Raw genomic sequence first — 20,468 nt, 5'->3', positions numbered from 1 at the left:
CCGCGCCTTGTGTGGTCAGGCTTCGTAGCCCAGATTCGGGGCCAGCCAGCGTTCGCTCACGGCCACATCCTGCCCCTTGCGCTCGCTGTAACTGGCGACCTGATCCTTCTCGACCTTGCCCACGGCGAAGTATTTCGCCTCGGGATGGGCGAAGTACCAGCCGCTGACCGCCGCGGCCGGGTACATGGCGTAGTGTTCGGTGAGGGTCACGCCGCTGGTGCCCTGCGGGTCGAGCAGGGCGAAAAGGGTGGCCTTTTCGGTGTGGTCCGGACAGGCCGGGTAGCCGGGGGCCGGGCGGATGCCCTTGTACTGCTCCTTGATCAGTTCTTCGTTGGAGAGCCGCTCGTCCGCGGCGTAGCCCCAGTATTCCTTGCGCACCCGCTCGTGCAGCCATTCGGCGCAGGCTTCGGCGAGGCGGTCGGCCAGCGCCTTGACCATGATCGAGTTGTAGTCGTCGCCCTTGTCCTGGTAGGCCCTGGCCAGTTCCTCGGCGCCGATGCCGGCGGTGACGATGAAGCCGCCCACATAGTCGGTCTTGCCCGAGTCCTTCGGCGCGACGAAGTCGGCCAGCGAGTAGTTGGGCTTGCCGTCGGGCTTGGCGGCCTGCTGGCGCAGGTGGTGCAGGGTGGCCAGTTTCTCGCCGTTGTCGCCGTAGACTTCCAGGTCGTCGTCCTGCACCTGGTTGGCCGGCCAGAAGCCGAACACCGCCTTGGCCTTGATCAGCTTCTCGTCGATCAGCTTTCTGAGCATCGCCTGGGCGTCGTTGAACAGCGCGGTGGCCGCTTCGCCGACCACCTCGTCGGTGAGGATGCGCGGGTACTTGCCGGCCAGGTCCCAGGACATGAAGAACGGCGTCCAGTCGATGTACTCGGCAAGCACGGCGAGGTCGATATCAGCCAGTTCCTTCACGCCGGTGAAGGCGGGCTTCGGCGGCTGGTAGCCGACCCAGTCGAGCGGCGGCTTGTTGGCCAGCGCCTTCTCGTAGCTCAGACGCTCGGTGCGGGCGCCGCGGTTGGCGGTGCGCTCGCGCACTTCGGCATACTCTTCGCGCAGCTTGGCCACGTAGGCCGGCTTCATTTCCTTGGACAGCAGGGTGGTGGCCACGCCGACGGCGCGCGAAGCGTCGGTGACGTAGACCACCGCGTCGTTGCCGTACTGCGGTTCGATCTTCACCGCGGTGTGCGCCTTGGAGGTGGTGGCGCCGCCGATCATCAAGGGCAGGGCGAAGCCCTGGCGCTGCATCTCGCGGGCGACGTGGACCATCTCGTCGAGCGAGGGGGTGATCAGCCCCGACAGGCCGATAATGTCGCATTTTTCCGCGATGGCGGTCTGCAGGATCTTCTCCGCCGGGACCATCACGCCGAGGTCGACGATGTCGTAGCCGTTGCAGCCGAGCACCACGCCGACGATGTTCTTGCCGATGTCGTGGACGTCGCCCTTCACCGTGGCCATGAGGATCTTGCCCTTGGCTTCCGGCTTGTCGCCCTTTTCCGCCTCGATGAACGGGATCAGGTGGGCCACCGCCTGCTTCATCACCCGGGCGGACTTCACCACTTGCGGCAGGAACATCTTGCCGGCGCCGAACAGGTCGCCGACCACGTTCATCCCGCTCATCAGCGGGCCTTCGATGACCTCGATGGGCCGCGCGCACTGCTGGCGGCACTCCTCGGTGTCCTCGACGATGAAGGTGGTGATGCCCTTGACCAGCGCGTGCTCCAGGCGCTTGCCGACCGGCAGGCTGCGCCATTCCTCGGTTTCGGCTTCCTTGACGCTGCCGTCGCCCTTGTACTGGTCGGCGATGGCCAGCAGCGCCTCGGTGGCGCCGGCATGGCGGTTGAGCACCACGTCCTCGACCTTCTCGCGCAGCTCTTTCGGAATCTCGTCGTAGATCTCCAGCTGGCCGGCGTTGACGATGCCCATGGTCAGGCCGTTCTGGATCGCGTGGTAGAGGAACACCGAGTGGATCGCCTCGCGCACCGGGTTGTTGCCGCGGAACGAGAAGGACACGTTGGACACGCCGCCCGAACTCAGGGCATAGGGCAGGTTGTCGCGGATATAGGCGCAGGCCTCGATGAAGTCGACCGCGTAGTTGTTGTGCTCGTCGATGCCGGTGGCCACGGCGAAGATGTTCGGGTCGAAGATGATGTCTTCCGGCGGGAAGCCGACTTCGTTGACCAGGATGTCGTAGGAGCGCTGGCAGATCTCACGCTTGCGCGCGGCGGTGTCGGCCTGGCCGGCCTCGTCGAAGGCCATCACCACCACGGCGGCGCCGTAGCGCTTGCACAGGTGGGCGTGGTGCTTGAAGGGCTCGACGCCTTCCTTCATGGAGATCGAGTTGACGATGCCCTTGCCCTGGATGCACTTCAGACCGGCTTCGATCACCTCCCACTTGGAGGAGTCGATCATGATCGGCACGCGGGAGATGTCCGGCTCGGAGGCGATCAGGTTGAGGAAGGTGACCATCGCCGCCTTCGAATCCAGCATGCCCTCGTCCATGTTGATGTCGATCACCTGGGCGCCGGCTTCCACCTGCTGGCGGGCCACGTCCAGCGCCTCGGCGTAGTTCTCCTCGCGGATCAGGCGGGCGAACTTGGCGCTGCCGGTGATGTTGGTGCGCTCGCCGACGTTCACGAACAGCGACTGGCGGTCGATGGTGAACGGCTCGAGGCCGGACAGGCGGCAGGCCTTGGGAATCTCCGGAATGGCGCGTGGCGGGTACTTGGCCACCGCCTCGGCGATCGCCTGGATGTGCGGCGGGGTGGTGCCGCAGCAGCCGCCGACGATGTTGAGAAAGCCCGAGGCGGCGAATTCCTCGACCACCGCGGCCATTTCCGCCGGGGTTTCGTCGTATTCGCCGAAGGCGTTCGGCAGGCCGGCGTTGGGGTGGGCGGAGACGTGGGTCTCGGCCTTGTTGGCCAGCTCTTCCAGATAGGGGCGCAGGTCCTTGGCGCCGAGGGCGCAGTTCAGACCCACGGAAATGGGCTTGGCGTGGCGCACCGAGTTCCAGAACGCCTCGGTGGTCTGCCCGGAGAGGGTGCGCCCGGAAGCGTCGGTGATGGTCCCGGAGATCATGATCGGCAGTTCGACGCCGTCCTCCTCGAATACCTGCTGCACGGCGAAGATCGCCGCCTTGGCGTTGAGGGTGTCGAAGATGGTCTCGATCAGGATCAGGTCCGCGCCGCCCTCGATCAGGCCGCGGGTGGCCTCGGTGTAGTTCTCCACCAGCTCGTCGAAGGTGACGTTGCGGTAGCCGGGGTTGTTGACGTCCGGGGAGATCGAGCAGGTGCGGCTGGTCGGGCCGAGCACGCCGGCGACGAAGCGCGGCCTGGCCGGGTTCTCGGCGGTCTTGGCGTCGGCGACTTCACGGGCCAGGCGCGCGCCTTCCACGTTCAGCTCGTAGACCAGCGCTTCCATGCCGTAGTCGGCCTGGGACACGCGGGTGGCGTTGAAGGTGTTGGTCTCGAGGATGTCGGCGCCGGCGTCCAGGTAGGCCTGCTCGATGGCCTGGATCACGTCCGGGCGGGTCAGCAGCAGCAGGTCGTTGTTGCCCTTGACGTCGCTCGGCCAGTCGGCGAAGCGTGTGCCGCGGTAGTCCTCCTCCTGCAGCTTGTAGCTCTGGATCATGGTGCCCATGCCGCCGTCGAGGATCAGGATGCGTTCCTGGAGGGCGTGCTGGAGGGCCTGGAGGCGGGCGGCGCGGTCGGACATGAACGGAATACCTGGGTAAAGCCGGGGGAAAGGCTGCAGATAATAGCAAAGCTGCATGGCTTTCGCGGCAGATGAGGGTTTGCATGAGGATCGCTCATGTTGGCGGGGACTCGGCGCTGCCAGGGCGCTGCGGGCGGGCCACAGCCTTCGTCTTCCTGGTTCTGGCCGCACGGCCGGGAGCCGGCCTGTCCCCACCTCTGGGGCCGTTGCTCCCCCACCTTCGGGGAGGCGTTGCCCCAGCGGGATCTGCCCTTGATGGCACGGCCTTTCATTTTGCCAGCAGATTTGCCGAAGAAACCCTGCAAATGCCGGGTGATTTCTCCGAATACGGCTGATGGCAAACTGCAACCATTTGAAATATCGAAAGTATTTCACCCTGGCATGGCGGTTGCTGAGTGGCTGCAGCGTCCCCCGCATTGGCGCCCGGAATCGAAACCAAGGTGAGCCATGATGAACAGAAACAACATCATGGCCAGCATTGCTCTCCGTCGAGACGACGACGCAGTCAGGTTTTTCGTACGCCTCGGTGGCCTGCTGGTGCTGGCCGCTGCAGGACTACTGCCCGATCGACAGGCCGAGGCCGCCATCGGTTGCGCGCGCACCCTGAGCGCCGACGTGGTGGCGATCGACCAGCCGCTGATGTTCAACCGCCTCGGCGCGCAGAACGTCAACGGCATGCTGTTCGCGCTGCGCCGGGACGTGGTCGACGAGGACGGCACGCCGCTGCACCAGGGCGGCGCGGCGCAGCCCGGGCGGGTCACGCTGCGGCCGGACAAGCGGCCGCGGCCGCTGGTGCTGCGGGTCGCCGAGGGCGACTGCCTGAAGATCAACCTGCAGAACCTGCTGGCCGCGCAGGCCAACCCGAACAACGCCGAGGAGCCCGAGCAGCAGGTCGACGACCAGGTGCGCGGCCGGCAGATCGGCTTCAAGGTCAACGGAATGCAGGCGGTGGGCAGCGTCGGCGACATCGCCGCGAACAGTGGGCGCAACGGCAGCTTCCTGCTGGCGCCGGGCGCCAGCCGCAGCTACAGCCTGTTCGCCGAGCGCGAAGGCGTCTTTCTCGCCACCAGCGACGGCGCGACCTTCGGCGGCGAAGGCACGGCCGGCAATGCCGGCAACGGCCTGTTCGCCCAGGTGGTGGTGGTGCCCAGGGGCGGGCGGATCTACCGCAACACCCTGACCGAGGAGGAGATGCGCCTGGCCAGCACCGGCCGCACGCCGACCGGCCAGCCGATCGTCGACTACGAGGCGCGCTACCCGGACGCCGAACCCTGGCGCAGCGAGGGCAAGGCCGGCGCGCCGATCCTCAACATGATCGACGGCAGCCAGATCGTCGCCAGCCACAGCGACGCCATCGTCATGGGGCCGAATACGGACGGCAGCTTCCCGGCCTCCACCTATCCGCTGGAGCGCCAGGGCAAGCGCAACCCGGCGCTGCCCAACCGGCTGGAGCCGTTCCGCGACTTCGCCGTCGCCTTCCAGGACGAGGCGGTGGCCGCCCAGGCCTTCCCCGGCTACTGGGCCGATCCGCAGTTCGGCCATGTGCTGGAGCCGACCCGCGACGCCTTCATGATCAACTACGGCGCCAACGGCGTCGGCGCCGAGGTGCTCGCCAACCGCCTCGGCGTCGGGCCGATGCACGACTGCCTGACCTGCCACTACGAGGAGTTCTTCCTCAGCGCGCACACGGTCGGCGACGCCGCCATGCTGGTGGACGTGCCGGCCAACGTCGGCCTCGAATCCCTGAGACCGGGCCAGACGCCGCCGGCCGGGGCCATCGGCATCAAGGCCGCCATGGCGCTGTATCCGGCCGAGCCGTCGAACGTCAACCACAGCTACATCGGCGATTTCGTCAAGTTCCGCAACACCCACGTCGGCCACGAGCAGCACGTCTTCCACCTGCATGGCCACCAGTGGCTGTACAACCCCAACGACGACAACTCCGACTACATGGACGCCCAGGGCCTCGGGCCGGGCTCGGGCTACACCTACGAGATCGCCAACGGCGGTTCGGGCAACCGCAACCGGGTGGCCGGCGACGCCATCTACCACTGCCACTTCTACCCGCACTTCGCCCAGGGCATGTGGAGCATGTGGCGGACCCACGACGTGTTCGAGGAAGGCACCCGGCTGGCGGTCAGCGAGGCGGGCGAGGACGGCTTCCACGAGGAGCCCTTCGAGCTGCGCAGCGGCCTGCCGGCGCAGGGCGCACGGGCCCTGCCGGACGGCGAGATCGTCGCCGGCACGCCGATCCCGGCAGTGGTGCCGCTGCCGGGCAAGGCGCTGGCGCCGATGCCGGGCAGGGTCCGGGTGGTGACGAAGATCGGTCAGAGCCTGCCCGACGATGACGGCGACAGTGGCGATGACGACGATGGCCGGGTGGTCGGCTCGGTGGCCCTGGTCGACCGCAGCGAGGCCAACCGCAACGCCGACGGCAGCCTGAAGAACCCGGGCTTCCCGTTCTGGATCGGCGGCATCGAGCACAGCGTCGGCCAGCGCCCGCCGACCCCGCCGCTGGACATGCTCGACGCCGACAAGGCGAGGGCGCTGCGCGCCAGCGGCAACGCGCTGTGGGCCAACCTCGACCCGGCCCAGGCCGGCGGCTGGGACGGCGGCCTGCCGCGCAACGCGCTGCTCGGCTGGTCGGCCGGCGGCGAGGCCACGGTCGTCACCAGTTCCCTGGACTTCAGCAAGCTCGTCAAGAAGGCCAAGCCGGTCTACTTCCCCGAGGAGGGCACCGACGTCGAGCAGGCGGCCATGGCCTTCCATGCCAAGGGTTCCCACGACAGCCATGCGCTGCTGCCCGACGGCAGCGTGCAGCAGAAGAGCTTCCGCACCAATGGCGCGCCGCCGGTGGCCGGCGCGCCCTTCTTCGAGCCGTGCATGGACGACCGCCAGATGCGCCTGACCGCGGCGGCCGGGGCCGGCAAGTTCGCCGGCGGCAGCGGCCTTTCCTTCAGCGGTTCCTCGTCCTTCACCGCCGACCGGCCGCGGGTCTACAAGGGCGCTAACATCCAGTTCGACGCGGTGTTCAACAAGGTCGGCTACCACTTCCCGCAGACCCGCATCCTCACCCTCTGGGAGGACGCGGTGCCGACCATCGACAAGCGCAAGCCGCCGGAGCCTCTGGTGATGCGGATGAACACCTTCGACTGCACCATGTATCACCACACCAACCTGGTGCCGGCGTTCTACGAGCTGGACGACTACCAGGTGCGCACCCCGACCGACGTGATCGGCCAGCACATCCACCTGCCGAAATGGGACCTGACCGCCGCCGATGGCTCGGCCAACGGCTGGAACTATGAGGACGGCGTGCTCTCGCCCGCGGCGGTGGTCGAGACCATCCATGCCATCCGCACGTATAACCGGTGCACGCCGGGTGATGCGCGCAACGGCACGCCGGACTGCCCGCAGGCGAAGATCCATCCCTATTTCGGCCAGTTCAACCGGGCCGACTGGGTCGGTGCGCGGACCACCCTGCAGCGCTGGTTCGCCGACCCGGTGGTCAACACCCACGACGTCGACCGCGGCCTGGGCAACATCTTCACCCACGACCACTTCGGCCCCTCCACCCACCAGCAGGTCGGCCTCTACGCCACCGTGCTGACCGAGCCGGCCGGCTCCAACTGGTACCACGCGGAAACCGGCGAGCCGCTGTACACCCGCGCCGACGGCGGGCCGACCTCTTGGCAGGCGGTGATCGCCACCGGCGACTACGACGGCGACGGCAGGAACGACAGCTTCCGCGAGTTCTTCCTCGAGTACAGCGACTTCCAGCATGCCTACGAGGCCGGCGTCTACGTGGGCGCCGGGCCCGACGGGATTCCCGACCCGATGGCCTACCCGGCGACGGCCGAGACCTTCCGCCATGCGATCAGCCCGCCGGTGCGCCGCAACGCCTCGACGCTGCTGGAGTCGGTGGTGGAAGTCGCCGGCGGCCAGGTGCCGGGCTGTCCGGCGCGGCCCTGCCCGCAGGCCATCTCGGTCGACGATCCGGGGATCTTCGTCGTCAACTACCGGCACGAGCCCGTGGGGCTGCGGGTCTACGACCCGAACCGCAGCGGCCCGGACGGCAAGCCCGGGATGCAGGCCGCGGGGCTGGCCGGGGACCTGGCGCATGCCCTGCAGAGCCGTACCGACCGGGTCATCGCACCGCTCAACCTGGCGCCCTCGGCGCTCCAGGAGGCCGAAGGAACGAGCGGCGGCGTCACGGCCTTCCCGCCGCACGTCAACGTCGCCGGCGACCTGCCGGGCGATCCCTTCACGCCGCTCTTGCGCAGCTATTCCGGCGACAACGTGCGCCTGCGGGTGCATGCCGGCGGCCACGAGGAGGCGCACAACGTCACCCTGCACGGGGTGAAATGGCTGCAGAACGGCACCGGCTACGGCAATGGCTACGGGCGCAGTCCCAACTCGGGCTGGAGGTCCGCGCAGATGGTCGGCATCTCCGAGCAGTTCGGCTTCGTCGCCCCGGTGGCCATGATGTCCGACGCCGTCGCGGAAACCGCCGACTACCTGTACAGCATGAACGCCTCGCTGGAGGGCTACTGGAACGGCCTGTGGGGCGTGATGCGCAACTACACGGTCAGCCGCGACGACCTCCAGCCGCTGCCGAACAACCCGCGGCCGGTGGCAGCGCGCAACACCGCCGCCTTCGACGGGGTGTGCCCGCGCGTCAGTCCCAACCCCAGCGGCAACGGCACCCGCGCGACGCCGCTGCGCAGCTACGAGATCGTCGCGGCGCTGGCCAACGACATCCTCGACAACGCCCTCGGGCTGACCATCGGCGATCCGGCGGGCGAGGGGCAGCACGTCGGCGCGCCGCTGAACCCGGCCGGCGGCACCCTGGTGTTCAACCCGCGGGCGACGACCATCGCGCAGACCACGGTGATCGACGAGGAAACCGGCGCCAGTGTGACCCTCGGCGGCCAGTCCGGGCCGCTGCACGACCCCACCGCGATCCTCTACGTGCACAAGGCCGACCTCGATCCGGACACCGGCAAGCTCAAGGCCGGCGTCCCGGTCGAGCCGCTGGTGCTGCGCGCCGCGGCGGGCGACTGCATCGACGTCACCCTGGAGAACCGCCTGCCCGAGCAGATGCCCGACCTGCCGACCTATGCGGTCATGGCCGGTGTAGTGAAGCGCGACCGCGACGGCGCCGAGGGTTCGACCACCTTCAACAACAACCTGATGCGCCCCTCCGCCCACGTCGGCCTGCACGCCCAGCTGCTGGCCTACGACGTGACCAAGGCCGACGGCTTCAACGTCGGCATCAACCCGGAGCAGACGGTGCCGCCGCGGGTTGCCGGCGGGCAGTACCAGAGCCGCACCTACCGCTTCTACGCCGGCCATCTGGAGCGCGAGGGCAAGCCGGTCGAGGACGCCCAGCGCAACCTCGACAAGATCGAGGCCACGGCCGTCGAGTTCGGCGCTCTCAACCTGCTGCCGGCCGACCCGATCAAGCAGGGCCAGAAGGGACTGGCCGGGGCGATGAGCGTGCTGCCGCTGGCCTCGACCTGGACGGAGGATGCGGGCATGCGCGCGGCGGCCACGGTGAAGCAGTCCGGGCAGGCCGACTATCGCGACTTCTCGCTGGTCTGGCACAAGGGGCTGAACCTGCGCTGGGCGAACGGCCGGCCGGTGGAGAACATGGCCGCCGAGGGCTTCGGCATCCCGGTCGACCCGGAGGACAACTCCGGCATGGCGGTCAACTACCGGAGCGAGCCGCTCTGGTACCGCTTCGGCCTGGCGCCCGACGCCCCCTTCGGCCATGGCGGCTGGGGCGACCTCGAGAACGTCCACATGGCCTATAGCAACGAACTGGTCGGCGGCGATCCGGTGACCCCGGTGCTCACCGCCAGTCCCGGCCAGCCGCTGCGCATCCATGTGACCATGCCCTCGGGCGGCAGCCGGGCGGCGACCTTCGGGCTCGACGGCCACCTGTTCCCGCAGGAGCCCTTCCTCGCCCAGTACACCGAGAACGGCTATCCGATCCCGGATGCCGGTGTCGCCTCGGTGCGCTTCGGCAACAACCCGCTGAGCCGCTACGCCGGCGCCCAGGAAAGCGTGCTGCCGGCGGCGCACTTCAACTTCCTGTACCCCGGCGCCGGCGGCGGCAACGCCGCGCCCGGCGACTATCTGTACCGGGACCAGGCCGCCTTCGGCAACGCCGGCGGGCTGTGGGGCCTTCTGCGGGTGCAGCAGGAGCAGGGCAAGGGCAAGAACGGCAAGGGCAATTCGCGCTGAGCGAGGCGCCCATGACAACGACAAGAATGCGAGGTATCGACCGTGAAAGCCGTGCACAAGGGGTTGGCGCTGCTGCTCCCGTTCGGTCTGGCGTTCGGCGCCGGCCTGTTCCTGTTCGACAGCCGCCCGCCGGCGCCCGGGGAGAAGGCCGGCAACCGGCTGGTGCGCGACGGCATCGCCGTCGAGTTCGCGGTGCAGCCGGTCGACGGCGCGGAGCCGACCGAGGGGATGTTCGCCGACCTGCGCTTCCGGCTGAGCGACGCGGCCAGCGGCCAGCCGCTGGCCGGCCAGGTGCCGGGCGCCTGGCTCGACCTGGCGACCGGCAACGACGATCCGCAGACCGCCTGCCGCAGCCGCATCGGCCTCTACCTCAAGGGCCTGCCGGGCGTGCGCCCGCTGCTCGACCTGACCAGCTACTACCTGCTGATCCTCAACCGGGACCCGAGCATCACGGTGGTCGACCCGCTGACCTCGGTGGGCGGGACGACCAGCATGCTCACCCGCATTCCGCTCAGGCGTCCGCCGATGGACTGGGTGTCCAGCCCCGCCGAGCGGCGCCTCTACGTCTCCATGCCGGAGGCCGGCGAGGTGGCGGTGATCGACGCCGAGCGCTTCCAGGTGCTCGCCAGTGTCCCTGCCGGGGCACGGCCGGTGCGTCTGGCCCTGCAGCCCGACGGCCGCTACCTGTGGGTCGGCAACGACGCCGCCGGGGAAAGCGGCAGCGGGGTGACGGTGATCGACACCCGGACCCTGAAACCGGTACTGCAGGCGGACACCGGCCGCGGCCACCACGAAATCGCCTTCAGCGCCGATTCGCGGCATGCCTTCGTCAGCAGCCGCGAGGCCGGCACCCTGACGGTGTTCGACGTGGCGACCCTGGAGCGAATCCGCGAGATCCGCAGCGGGCCGCATCCGCTCGGCGTGGCCCTGTCGCCGCTGTCCGGGGCGGTCTACGTCAGCGACGGCGAGGCCGGCACGCTCAGCGTGATCGACGCCGTCAGCCTGGAGACGCGCAAGACGATCCCGGTCGGGCGGGGCATCGGCCCGCTGGCGTTCGCCCCGGACGGCCGTTACGGCTTCGTGCTCAACACCGCGGATAACACGGGGACGGTGATCGACGCCGCCAGCGACGAGGTGCTGCATCGCCTGGAGGTCGCCGCCGAGCCCTACCAGATCGCCTTCACCCGCGCCTTCGCCTACGTGCGCGGGCTGGCCTCGCCGAAGGTGTCGATGATCGACCTGGCCTCGCTGGGCAAGGGCCGCGAGCCGGGCGTGCTCGGCTTCGAGGTGGGACCTGCGGCGCCCAGGCTGGCCGGCAACCTGCCGCTGGCCAGCAGCCTGGCCCCGGCCGGCGACGATGCCGCACTGTTCGTGGTCAACCCGGTGGACAACACCATCTACTTCTACATGGAGGGCATGAACGCGCCGATGTCCGGCTATCTCAACCGCGGGCACACGGCCCGCGCGGCGACCGTGGTGCCGCGCAGCCTGCGCGAGCTGGAGCCGGGGCTGTTCGGCGCGCGGGTCCGGCTGCCGGCCGCCGGCCGCCTCGACGTCGCCTTCCTGCTCAACCAGCCGCAGATCGCCCACTGCTTCGCCTTCGAGGTGCGCGCCGACCCGGACCGGCAGCGCCAGCGGACGCGGCTGCAGGTGGAGTACCTGGTCGACGGCCACGGCGTGGTCGCCGGCGCGCCCTTCACGCTGCGCCTGCGCCTGCTGAAGGGCGGCGAGGCGCCCCAGACCGGCGTGGCGGACCTGCGCGTGCGCTACTTCCGCGCCCCGTCCGCGCAGCCGCGGGAGGTCGCCGCGCGGGAGGTGGGCGAGGGGATCTACGAGGCGTCGGTCGAGCTGGCGCAGGCCGGCGCCTACTACCTGCACCTGGGGGCGGCGTCGCTCGGGCTGAAGTTCGGCGATCTGCCCTATCTCGGTCTGCGGGCGCGGCCCGCTGGAGGACAGTGACCATGCAACGACTTCAGGCCGGCCTGGCCCGGGCGCTCTGCGTCCTGTTGGCGATGGCCGGAACGCTGCAGGCCGGCGCGACGGAAGAACATGCCGGCCACCCGCTTCCGCAAACCCGGGCGGAGAGCACCCGGGTGCGCTTCGCCGAGGTGCCGCTGAGCGATCAGCACGGCCGCCAGCTGCGCCTGGCGGATGCGGTGGGCGAACGCATCGTGGTGATGGGCTTCGTCTACACCAGCTGCACCACGGTCTGCCCGGTGATCTCGGCGATCATGCAGAAGGTCCAGGCGCAGCTCGGCGAGCGGGCCGGCGCCGAGGTGGGCCTCTTGTCGATCAGTGTCGACCCGCTGCGCGATACCCCGGCGCGGCTGCTGGAATACTCCCGCGCCTACCAGTCCGGCCCCGGCTGGCGCTGGCTGACCGGGGAGGCCGCGGCGGTGGACGAGGTCCTCAGGGGCCTCGGCGTCCGGTCGGCGGACTTCACCAGCCACCCGCCGACCCTGCTGGTCGGCGACGCCCGCAGCGGGCAGTGGACGCGCTACTACGGCTTCACCGATCCGGCCGTGCTGCTGGCGCGGATCGAGATGCTGGCCGAGGCCCGCGAGCACGCCGGGCACGGACACATGGCCCGGCACGCGACGCAGGAGGGCAGGCCATGAAAACGTTCCTTCGGTCACTTGTAGGAGCGGATTTATCCGCGACCGGCGGCCGGCACAGAAGCATCGCGAATGAATTCGCTCCTACCCGGACGGTATCGATCTCGGTCCCTCTCGGCATCGCCCTGGCGCTGCTCGTCGCGGCCGCCCAGGCCCACGAGGGCCACGCCCCGGCCCCGGCGGCCGGGGCAGCGGCGCAGGAGGTGAAGGGCGGTGTGCCGGATGCGCGCAGCTATTTCACCGACACCCCGCTGCGCGATCAGGACGGCCGCGAGCTGCGCTTCTACAGCGACGTGCTGGCCGGACGGGTGGTACTGCTCAATGTGAGCTACACGCGCTGCAAGGACGCCTGCCCGCTGATCACCCGCAAGCTGCGCGAGGTGCGTGCGGCCCTCGGCGAGCAGGCCGGCCGGGTGCATTTCGTCTCTCTGAGCAGCGACCCCGAGCACGACTCGCCCCAGGCGCTCAAGGCCTTCGCCGCCCAGCAGGGCGCGGACGATCCGAACTGGACCTTCCTCACCGGCGACAAGGCGAACATGGACCTGGTCCTCGCCCGGCTCGGCCAGCTGTCGCAGACGCCCGATGGGCACTCGACCCTGCTGATCGCCGGCGACGTGCCGAACAAGCGCTGGAGCAAGATCCGCCCGGACGCGCCGCCCGCGGCCATCGCCCAGCGCCTGCAGCTGCTCGCCGAGCCGGTGGCCGGCCGCTGATGGGCTTCTTGATGGCTCCCGGGCGCCCAGGTGGGCGCCATCGTCTGCGGGCCTGTCTGCTCGTCCTGCTGCTTGGCTGGACGAGCCTTGCCGGAGCGCTCGCATTGACGGCCGAGGAGGCCGCCGGCCGGCGGCTGTACCGGGAGGGGCTCGGCGCCGGTGACACGCCGGTCGAGGCGCGCGTCGGGCCGGCCGGCACCACGATGCCGGCCAGCGTGCTGCCCTGCGCCGGCTGCCACGGTCGCGACGGGCGCGGCCGGCCCGAGGGGGCGGTCCGCCCGCCGGAGATCACCTGGCGGCGCCTGACCTCGGCCCGGCCCGCCTACGACGCGGCGAGCCTGGCCCGCGCGCTGGGCGAGGGGCTCGATCCGGCCGGCGAGCGCCTGGACCCGGCGATGCCGCGCTTCGTCATGAGCTGGCGCGACCTGGCCAATCTCGGCGCCTATCTCAAGCGCCTCGAAGAAGACCGCGACCCCGGCCTGCATGAGGTGCAGCTGCGCCTCGGCACCCTGCTGCCGTCCGCCGGTCCGCTGGCCGCGGCGGGGAAAACCGTCGGTGCGCTGCTGCAGGCGGCGCTCGACGAGCTGAACCAGGCCGGCGGCATCCATGGCCGCCGTCTGGAACTGGTGATCGCCGACCCCGGCCCGGACCGCGCCTCGGCCGAGGCGGCGCTCGCCGGGCTGCTCGAGGCGCGCGATGTCTTCGCCCTGCTGGCGCCGCTGGCACCGGCGCTGGACAGCCGTTACGGCGAGCTGCTGGCGCCGCGTGGGGTGCCGCTGATCGGGCCGCTGCCGGAGGCGGGCGAGGAGGGCAGCCGGCTGGTCTTCGCACCGCTGGCGGGGCTGCGCGAGCAGCTGTTCGCCCTGGCCGGGTTCGCTGCCGGCGAGTCGCCGCCCGGCAAAAGTCCGGCGCTGATCGCCCATCCGCCGGAGGCCGCCCGGCAGGCCGAGGCGCTGGCGGCTCGCCTGCGCGCGCATGGCTGGAAGCGGGTGCGCCTGTTCGACTACGGAGCGGCACAGGCGGATGGCGAGGCGCCACTGACGGCGGACCTCGAGGCGCTGTTCTTCCTCGGCTCCGGGGAGGCGCTGCTCGCCCTGGGCCGTGCGCTGGACGAGGCCGGACTGGCGCCGCGGCTGTACGCCAGCGCCCAGCAGATAGCCGGCGCGGCGCTGCGCCTGCCGGCGGCCTTCTCCGGGCGGCTGTTTCTCGCCTATCCGCTGCTGCCGGCGGACGTCAGCCCCGCCGGTGCGCAGGCGCTCGAAGCCCTGCGCCGGCGCGCCGGCCTCGATGGGCAGCAGCCGGCGCTGCAGATCGGCGCCTACAGCGCGGCGCTGCTGCTCGCCGAGGGCCTCAAGCGCGCCGGCCGCGACGCCAGCCGCGAACGCCTGCTGCGAGAGCTCGAGAACCTGCACGCCCTGCACACCGGGGTGACCCCGCCCCTGGGCTTCGGTCCGGGCCGGCGGGTGGGCGCGGCGGGGGCGCACATCGTCGGCGTCGATCTGGCCGCCGGGCGTTTCGTCCCCACCGGGCGCTATGTCCGGATCGAGCCCTAGTCGGCGGTCTCCTCGGGCAGTGGGTCGTGCCGCTTACGGGGCGAGTCGAAACCGTGCCTGCCCGTGGAAGGCTTCGAGCCCGTTCCCGCCCTCTATACTTCAAGGGCCTTGGACGAGCGTGCCGGATATTGCGTCGGGACGTGGAGGGGCCGCAAAGACCCCCCGCATGCGCTTCGTCGTGTTGGGAGGGAGGGCCGTCCATCGAGGTCTGCGGAGCTGTCGAATCCCATGAGCAGAGTGAAAGTCCCGGTCGAGACATGCCCGGCGGCGGGTCGTCACCGCTGTCGTTGCAGGCGCTTGCGATGTTGAGCTGGCGCTCCTTGGGTGTCGCCTTGCTGATGGTGATGCTGGCAGGGTGCGCTTCGCGAGACCATACCCCCAGGCGGCAGCCGCCGCCGGTCGTGGTTTCGGAAAGTACCTGGCGGAAGGTCGATAGCGACATCGTCGCCGCCTCGAAGGAGGCGACCAGGCAGACCACGAATTACGCGCGCGACGTCATGCTGGAATGGATGGGCCTCGTTTACCAGCGCACCGATACGAATTTCATTCCCTGGTTTTCCGGCTATTGGACCCAGCAATGGCTGACCATGAAGGTGGGCTGGTACAGGCTGAACGCAGGAAAGGAACAGGATCCGGCCGTGGATCGCCTGGCCATCTATCTGCAGGAGCAATACCACGGTCGCGTGCTGGAGCCCGTCGCTCGGCAGATTGATCCCGACCGGGTCATGGAAAAGGCGATGAAGTTCTACGTCTGGCTCCTCGGCGAGCTGCTCCGGAAAATCCCGCAGCGCTACGGCGTACCCCAGGATCAATTCGAGCGCCGGCTCAAGGGCATTCCGGCGATCGCCCTGGGGCCGCCCCCCACTCATGTCGCTTCGGTCCATCAGATCATCCACAGCGAGCCGATCGACAAGCTGCCGGCTTATGGGGTCCTGGTCGCGCGAATCCGCACGACTTCCGGCAGCGCGAGAGCCTGGAGATCGGACGCGGACATATCCCCGGTCGTGCGGCGGACCAGCAAGAGACTGATGAGCGAACTCGCCACCAGGAGTGCCTCGAGCGTTGTTTCGATGGCGGTCGGCCGGGCGGTGGGCTCGGTGCTTTCCCTGGGCGTGGCGGGTATCAGCGCCATGATGCGCGAGGACGAGCGCCCGGAAATGGAGGCGCTGCTTCGCAAGAGCCTGAACGCCGCCTTCAAGGAAAAATGGGCCGATCTGATGTGGGACCCCGACACCGGGGTGCTGGCAGGGGTCTATTACCTGTCCGGACAGATCGAGGAAAACCTCGCCACGAAGCGGAGGCTGTCGATCCAGTTCGCGCCGGTGCCGCGAAGAGCTCCGATGGCGGGCGGATAGACCCTTCGATACGGAAAACGGCGCTGGCGCCGTGCTCCGTCGGGGCGGCTGCAGCAGCGCATCAACGCCCGCACTCGATCCGCTGCAATTCCCCGTCCCGCACCAGCCGGAACCGCGCGAAGTCCTCCGCCAGAAACAGGCGTCCCCGATACGCCGCCGCGGCCTCGGCACGAATGTCCTCGATGCACGGCCCGCGTTTCGGATCGGCCTGGTAGCGGGCGCTGAAGTGGGTCAGGACCAGGTTGGCGAGGCCGGCCGCCTGGGCGAAGGTGGCGACCGCGGTGGCGGTGCTGTGGCCGAAGTCGGCCCTGGCGTCGTTCGCGACGGCCTGGGTGTAGGTGGCCTCGTGGACCAGCACCTGGGCGCTGCGGCAGGCTTCGGCCAGCAGCTCGGGACGGTCGTTGTCGCCGCCGACCACCACGCGGCGGGGCGGGCGGCCGAAGATCAGGTAGTCGTCGCTGCGCAGCGTGCGGCCCTCGTGCTGCACGTCGATGCCGCGGGCCAGCTGGCCCCAGAGCGGGCCGCGGGGGATGCCGTGCCGGTCGAGTCTGTCGATGTCCAGGCGCGGGTCCGGGCGGGCCTCGGTGAAGCTGTAGCCATAGCTGGGTACCCGGTGGGAGAGGGCGACGGCTTCGACGCGCAGGTTGCCGCCCCGCCATTCGTCCAGGGACTCGACGGCGTGGAAGTTCAGCTCGAACGCCAGCCAGGTCCGGGTGAGGCGCAGCGTGGTGCGGACCCACTCCTCGATACCGTCCGGGGCGACGATCTCCAGCGGCGCCTTTCTGCCCTGCATGCCGGCGCTGGCCAGCAGGCCGGGCAGGCCATAGCAGTGGTCGCCATGGACATGGGTGACGAAGATCGCGCGCAGCTCGTGCAACGAGAGCGGCGTGCGCAGCACCTGGTGCTGCGTGGCCTCGCCACAGTCGACCAGATGCCAGCCCTTGCCGGTCTCCTCCTGCAGCGCCAGTCCGGTGACGTTGCGGGCCCTGGTGGGGGCCCCGGAGGAGGTGCCGAAGAAATATCAGGTCCACGCCGCATGCTCCCGCTGTTGCGTATGGCGCCAGTATGGCGCATGGGATTGGCGAGAGGTCGTGGTCCGGGTGGAAAGAGGCGGGGGCGTCCGGCGCCGCTCCACAGGTTGCAGCGAAGGTGCCTGCGGCCATCCCCCGCAGTGGGGGGAGCGGCGCTGTTTCCCCGAATCTGGGGAACCGGGTATTTTGAAAAATTTCCGTTAAATCAATCAGATATAAATAAATCAAGACTGGCCCGGGCTGTGCATGTGCCGAATCGGGTACGCGTTTTCGCAATTCGGAAGTGGACACGGGTTTCTGAACGGGAGTCAGTCGTCGTGGCGATGATCAGGAAAGTCTTGCTTGTCGAGGACGAGCCGGTCCTTGCGGAGAACCTCAAGGCCTATCTCGAAACGAGGCGCTGCGAAGTGCGCGTCGCCCACGACGGGGCCGGCGCCCTTGCCCTGGCGGCGAGCTTCGGGCCGGACATCCTGGTACTCGACTACTGTCTGCCGGACATGGACGCCTTCCAGCTGCTCGACGCCCTGCGCGGCCGCTACGACGGCGAGCGGGTGCTGATGACCGGCCACCCGAGCGGGGCGGTCTGCGACGACGCGGCGCACCGCGGCATCGTCAACATCCTGCTCAAGCCCTTTCCGCTGGCCGATCTGGGCCGGGTGGTGTGCAAGCCGCAGGTGGCGCGCCGGGAACGTACCCGGTAGTGCCGCTTGGCGCTGGTGTCGAACGAGGAGAGCCGCATGGACAGTCTTTCTCCAGCATCCGCAGCCGGCGCTGATCTGCCCGGTGTGGATGCGGCCGGCGTGGACGAGTCCCGCCCTGCGCGGCTCGAGGCGGCGCTGCTGCGCGAGGCCCGCGAGCGCGCGGCGAGCGAGGGCGGACGGGTGCTCGAGGCGCTGGAGGCGCTGGCCGGGCTGGCGCCGGAGGCGTTCGTCCGCCGCCTGGGGGCGACCCTGCGCTACCCGGTGCTCGACGGCGAGACGCTGTTCGCCTGCCGGCCGGTGTTCGAGCGGCTGGCGCTGGCCCAGGCGCTCAAGCGCGAATTCGCCGTGGTCCGCCTGGACGAGCGCGAGGTCGGGGTGTTCGCCGATCCCTTCGACGACGCCCGGCTGGCCTGGATCGACGCCTGCCTGGAGGGCGCGCCGCTGTACCTGGTGCATCCGGCCGACCTGGCCGGCTACCTGGCGCGCCACGAGGAGGCCTACCACGCCGTCGAGTCGCTGGGCGCCGACGCCGCCGGGGCGGTCGAGGCCGAGGCGGTGGAGAACCTCTCGCTGGCGCGGATCAGCGAGGACTCCAGCGTGGTGGTCAAGCTGGTCAACTCGACCCTCTACGACGCGCTGAAGATGCACGCCAGCGACATCCACCTGGGCATGACCGGCAACGGGCTGGCGATCAAGTACCGCATCGACGGGGTGCTCAACTCCATCGGTCGGGTGCAGGGCAGCGAGATCGCCGACCAGGTGATCTCGCGGGTCAAGGTGCTCGCCGAGCTGGACATCGGCGAGAAGCGGGTGCCCCAGGACGGCCGCTTCAAGGTCGGCATCCACGGCCGGCAGATCGACTTCCGGGTGTCGATCATGCCGAGCATCTTCGGCGAGGACGCGGTGCTGCGGGTACTCGACAAGCAGGACCTGGCCGACCGAGTCAGCGGCGTCAGCCTGGAGGCGCTGGGCTTCGAGGAGGCCACCCTGCGCATCCTGCGCCGGCTGGCCGCCGAGCCCTACGGCATGGTGCTGGTGACCGGCCCCACCGGCAGCGGCAAGACCACCACCCTGTACGCGATGATCACCGAGATCAACCACGGGGTGGACAAGATCATCACCATCGAGGACCCGGTGGAGTACCAACTGCCCGGCGTGCTGCAGATCCCGGTCAACGAGAAGAAGGGCCTGACCTTCGCCCGCGGCCTGCGCTCGATCCTCCGCCACGACCCGGACAAGATCATGGTCGGCGAGATCCGCGACCCGGAAACCGCGCAGATCGCCGTGCAGTCGGCGCTCACCGGCCACCTGGTGTTCACCACCATCCACGCCAACAACGTGTTCGACGTGATCGGCCGCTTCGTGCAGATGGAGGTCGATCCCTACAGCTTCGTCTCCGCGCTCAACGCGGTGCTCGCCCAGCGCCTGATCCGCCTGGTCTGCCCGGACTGCGCGGCGCCCGTCGAGCCGAGCGAGGAGGAACTATTGACCTCCGGGCTGAACCCGGCCGAGGTCGGCGACTTCCGCTTCGTCCACGGCAGCGGCTGCGGGCGCTGCCGCGGCTCGGGCTACCGCGGGCGCAAGGCGATCGCCGAACTGCTGCTGCTCGACGACGAGATCCGCCAGCTGATCGTCGAGCGCCAGCCCATCTCGCAGATCAAGGAGCTGGCCCGCCGCCGCGGCCTGCGCCTGCTGCGCAGCTCGGCGGTGGAGCTGGTACGCAGCGGACGGACCACCCTGGAGGAGATCAACCGTGTCACTTTCGTTGGCTGAGCGGCGCATCGCCGTGCTCGGCGCCACGCGCCTGGCGCTGTTCCGCCGGCGGCGCGGCGAGCTGGAACTGCTCGGCGGCGTCGAATACGGCCCGGCCGAGGGACCGGCCTGGAGCGCTGCGGCGCAGGCGCTCGAGCGCCTGCTCGGCGAGCAGGGCCGGCGGCGCGCCAGCCTGGACCTGCTGCTGTCCAGCCGCTTCGTGCGCTTCGCGCTGATTCCCTGGAGCGAGCAGCTCGCTTCGCCGGAAGAGCTGGAGGCCTATGCGCGCTTCCGTTTCCAGGAGATCTACGGCGCGCTGGCCGACGACTGGCTGCTGCGCCTGTCGCCGGCACCGGCCGGGCAGCCGCGGCTGGCGGCGGCCATCGAGCGGGGCTTGCTGGAGCGCCTGCAGGTCCTGTCGAAGGATGCCGGGCTGCGCCTGTGCTCGGTGCAGCCCTACCTGATGGCGGCCTTCAACCGCTTCGCCGGGCAGCTGCCGGCGGGCGACTTCCTCTTCGTGCTGGCCGAGCCGGGGCGCAGCAGCCTGCTGCTGGCCCGCGCCGGAGGCTGGGCCGCCGTGCGCTCGGTGAGCGGCGGCGACGACGATGCCGCGCTGCTCGCGCTGGTCGAGCGGGAGAGCGAGCTGCAGGGCCTGGAGGACGCGGCGCGTTCGGCGTTCTACCTGCATGCGCCGGGACGCACGGCGCCGCCGCCGGCCGGGCTGCACGCCCTGGAACTGCCGCGCGCCTCGGCGGATACCCTGCAGGCCATGGCCCAGGCGGTGAGCTGAG

10 protein-coding genes and 1 pseudogene are annotated in these 20,468 nt (G+C 69.9%); 9 read left to right on the top strand and 2 right to left on the bottom strand.

Annotated features, from left to right (window positions below; genetic code table 11):
* Nucleotides 1-15 precede the first annotated feature (15 nt).
* The gene (gene metH, locus EV691_RS00120) at nt 16-3,708 is read right to left on the bottom strand and encodes a methionine synthase (RefSeq protein ID WP_131298115.1); all 3,693 of its coding nucleotides are present in this window, start codon (nt 3,706-3,708) and stop codon (nt 16-18) included.
* 450 nt (nt 3,709-4,158) lie between these two features.
* Here metH and mnxG point away from each other — a divergent pair, with 450 nt between their 5' ends.
* From mnxG to EV691_RS00090, 6 genes are all read left to right on the top strand, one after another.
* Complete coding sequence (mnxG, locus tag EV691_RS00115) at nt 4,159-9,957, top strand: manganese-oxidizing multicopper oxidase MnxG (RefSeq protein WP_242672518.1); 5,799 nt, start codon at nt 4,159-4,161, stop codon at nt 9,955-9,957.
* A 42-nt stretch (nt 9,958-9,999) separates the two neighbouring features.
* Nucleotides 10,000-11,916: a beta-propeller fold lactonase family protein gene (locus EV691_RS00110; protein ID WP_242672519.1), complete on the top strand. Its 1,917-nt coding sequence runs from the start codon at nt 10,000-10,002 to the stop codon at nt 11,914-11,916.
* A gap of 2 nt (nt 11,917-11,918) precedes the next feature.
* On the top strand, nt 11,919-12,575 hold the full coding sequence (locus EV691_RS00105; protein ID WP_131298117.1) for an SCO family protein: 657 nt from the start codon (nt 11,919-11,921) through the stop codon (nt 12,573-12,575).
* Nucleotides 12,572-13,285 (top strand): SCO family protein, encoded by a 714-nt coding sequence (locus tag EV691_RS00100; RefSeq protein ID WP_131298118.1) that lies wholly within the window; start codon nt 12,572-12,574, stop codon nt 13,283-13,285. The genes EV691_RS00105 and EV691_RS00100 overlap by 4 nt, the downstream gene beginning before the upstream one ends.
* Before the next feature lie 104 nt (nt 13,286-13,389).
* Nucleotides 13,390-14,838, top strand: coding sequence for an ABC transporter substrate-binding protein (locus EV691_RS00095; RefSeq protein ID WP_341352481.1), 1,449 nt, complete (start codon nt 13,390-13,392; stop codon nt 14,836-14,838).
* Nucleotides 14,839-15,140: 302 nt separating this feature from the next.
* Nucleotides 15,141-16,193 carry a hypothetical protein gene (locus EV691_RS00090; RefSeq protein WP_131298122.1) on the top strand — a complete coding sequence of 351 codons (1,053 nt, stop codon included), beginning with the start codon at nt 15,141-15,143 and terminating at the stop codon, nt 16,191-16,193.
* A 61-nt stretch (nt 16,194-16,254) separates the two neighbouring features.
* Here EV691_RS00090 and EV691_RS00085 read toward each other — a convergent pair.
* Nucleotides 16,255-17,211: pseudogene (locus EV691_RS00085) on the bottom strand (ribonuclease Z); the annotation flags it as partial.
* A 336-nt stretch (nt 17,212-17,547) separates the two neighbouring features.
* Between EV691_RS00085 and EV691_RS00080 the strand changes: the two are divergent.
* Genes EV691_RS00080 through EV691_RS00070 form a run of 3 tightly spaced genes read left to right on the top strand, consistent with a single transcriptional unit; the run spans nt 17,548 to nt 20,467 of the window.
* Entirely contained in the window at nt 17,548-17,925 is a 378-nt protein-coding gene (locus EV691_RS00080; RefSeq protein WP_039803792.1) for a response regulator, read from the top strand.
* 36 nt (nt 17,926-17,961) lie between these two features.
* The gene (locus tag EV691_RS00075) at nt 17,962-19,698 is read left to right on the top strand and encodes a GspE/PulE family protein (protein ID WP_131298126.1); all 1,737 of its coding nucleotides are present in this window, start codon (nt 17,962-17,964) and stop codon (nt 19,696-19,698) included.
* Nucleotides 19,679-20,467: a hypothetical protein gene (locus EV691_RS00070; protein ID WP_242672520.1), complete on the top strand. Its 789-nt coding sequence runs from the start codon at nt 19,679-19,681 to the stop codon at nt 20,465-20,467. Before EV691_RS00075 ends, EV691_RS00070 begins: the two co-directional genes overlap by 20 nt.
* The last annotated feature ends 1 nt before the right edge of the window (nt 20,468 follow it).

This window comes from Azotobacter chroococcum (assembly GCF_004339665.1).
GTDB lineage: Bacteria > Pseudomonadota > Gammaproteobacteria > Pseudomonadales > Pseudomonadaceae > Azotobacter > Azotobacter chroococcum.
This window is presented reverse-complemented; position numbering and strand designations above follow the sequence as displayed.

Coding starts and splice junctions, on each gene's coding strand:
- EV691_RS00075 (WP_131298126.1), top strand. CDS start 17,962: ATGGACAGTCTTTCTCCAGCATCCGCAGCCGGCGCTGATCTGCCCGGT.
- EV691_RS00105 (WP_131298117.1), top strand. CDS start 11,919: ATGCAACGACTTCAGGCCGGCCTGGCCCGGGCGCTCTGCGTCCTGTTG.
- mnxG (WP_242672518.1), top strand. CDS start 4,159: ATGAACAGAAACAACATCATGGCCAGCATTGCTCTCCGTCGAGACGAC.
- EV691_RS00080 (WP_039803792.1), top strand. CDS start 17,548: ATGATCAGGAAAGTCTTGCTTGTCGAGGACGAGCCGGTCCTTGCGGAG.
- EV691_RS00090 (WP_131298122.1), top strand. CDS start 15,141: ATGTTGAGCTGGCGCTCCTTGGGTGTCGCCTTGCTGATGGTGATGCTG.
- EV691_RS00100 (WP_131298118.1), top strand. CDS start 12,572: ATGAAAACGTTCCTTCGGTCACTTGTAGGAGCGGATTTATCCGCGACC.
- metH (WP_131298115.1), bottom strand. CDS start 3,708: ATGTCCGACCGCGCCGCCCGCCTCCAGGCCCTCCAGCACGCCCTCCAG.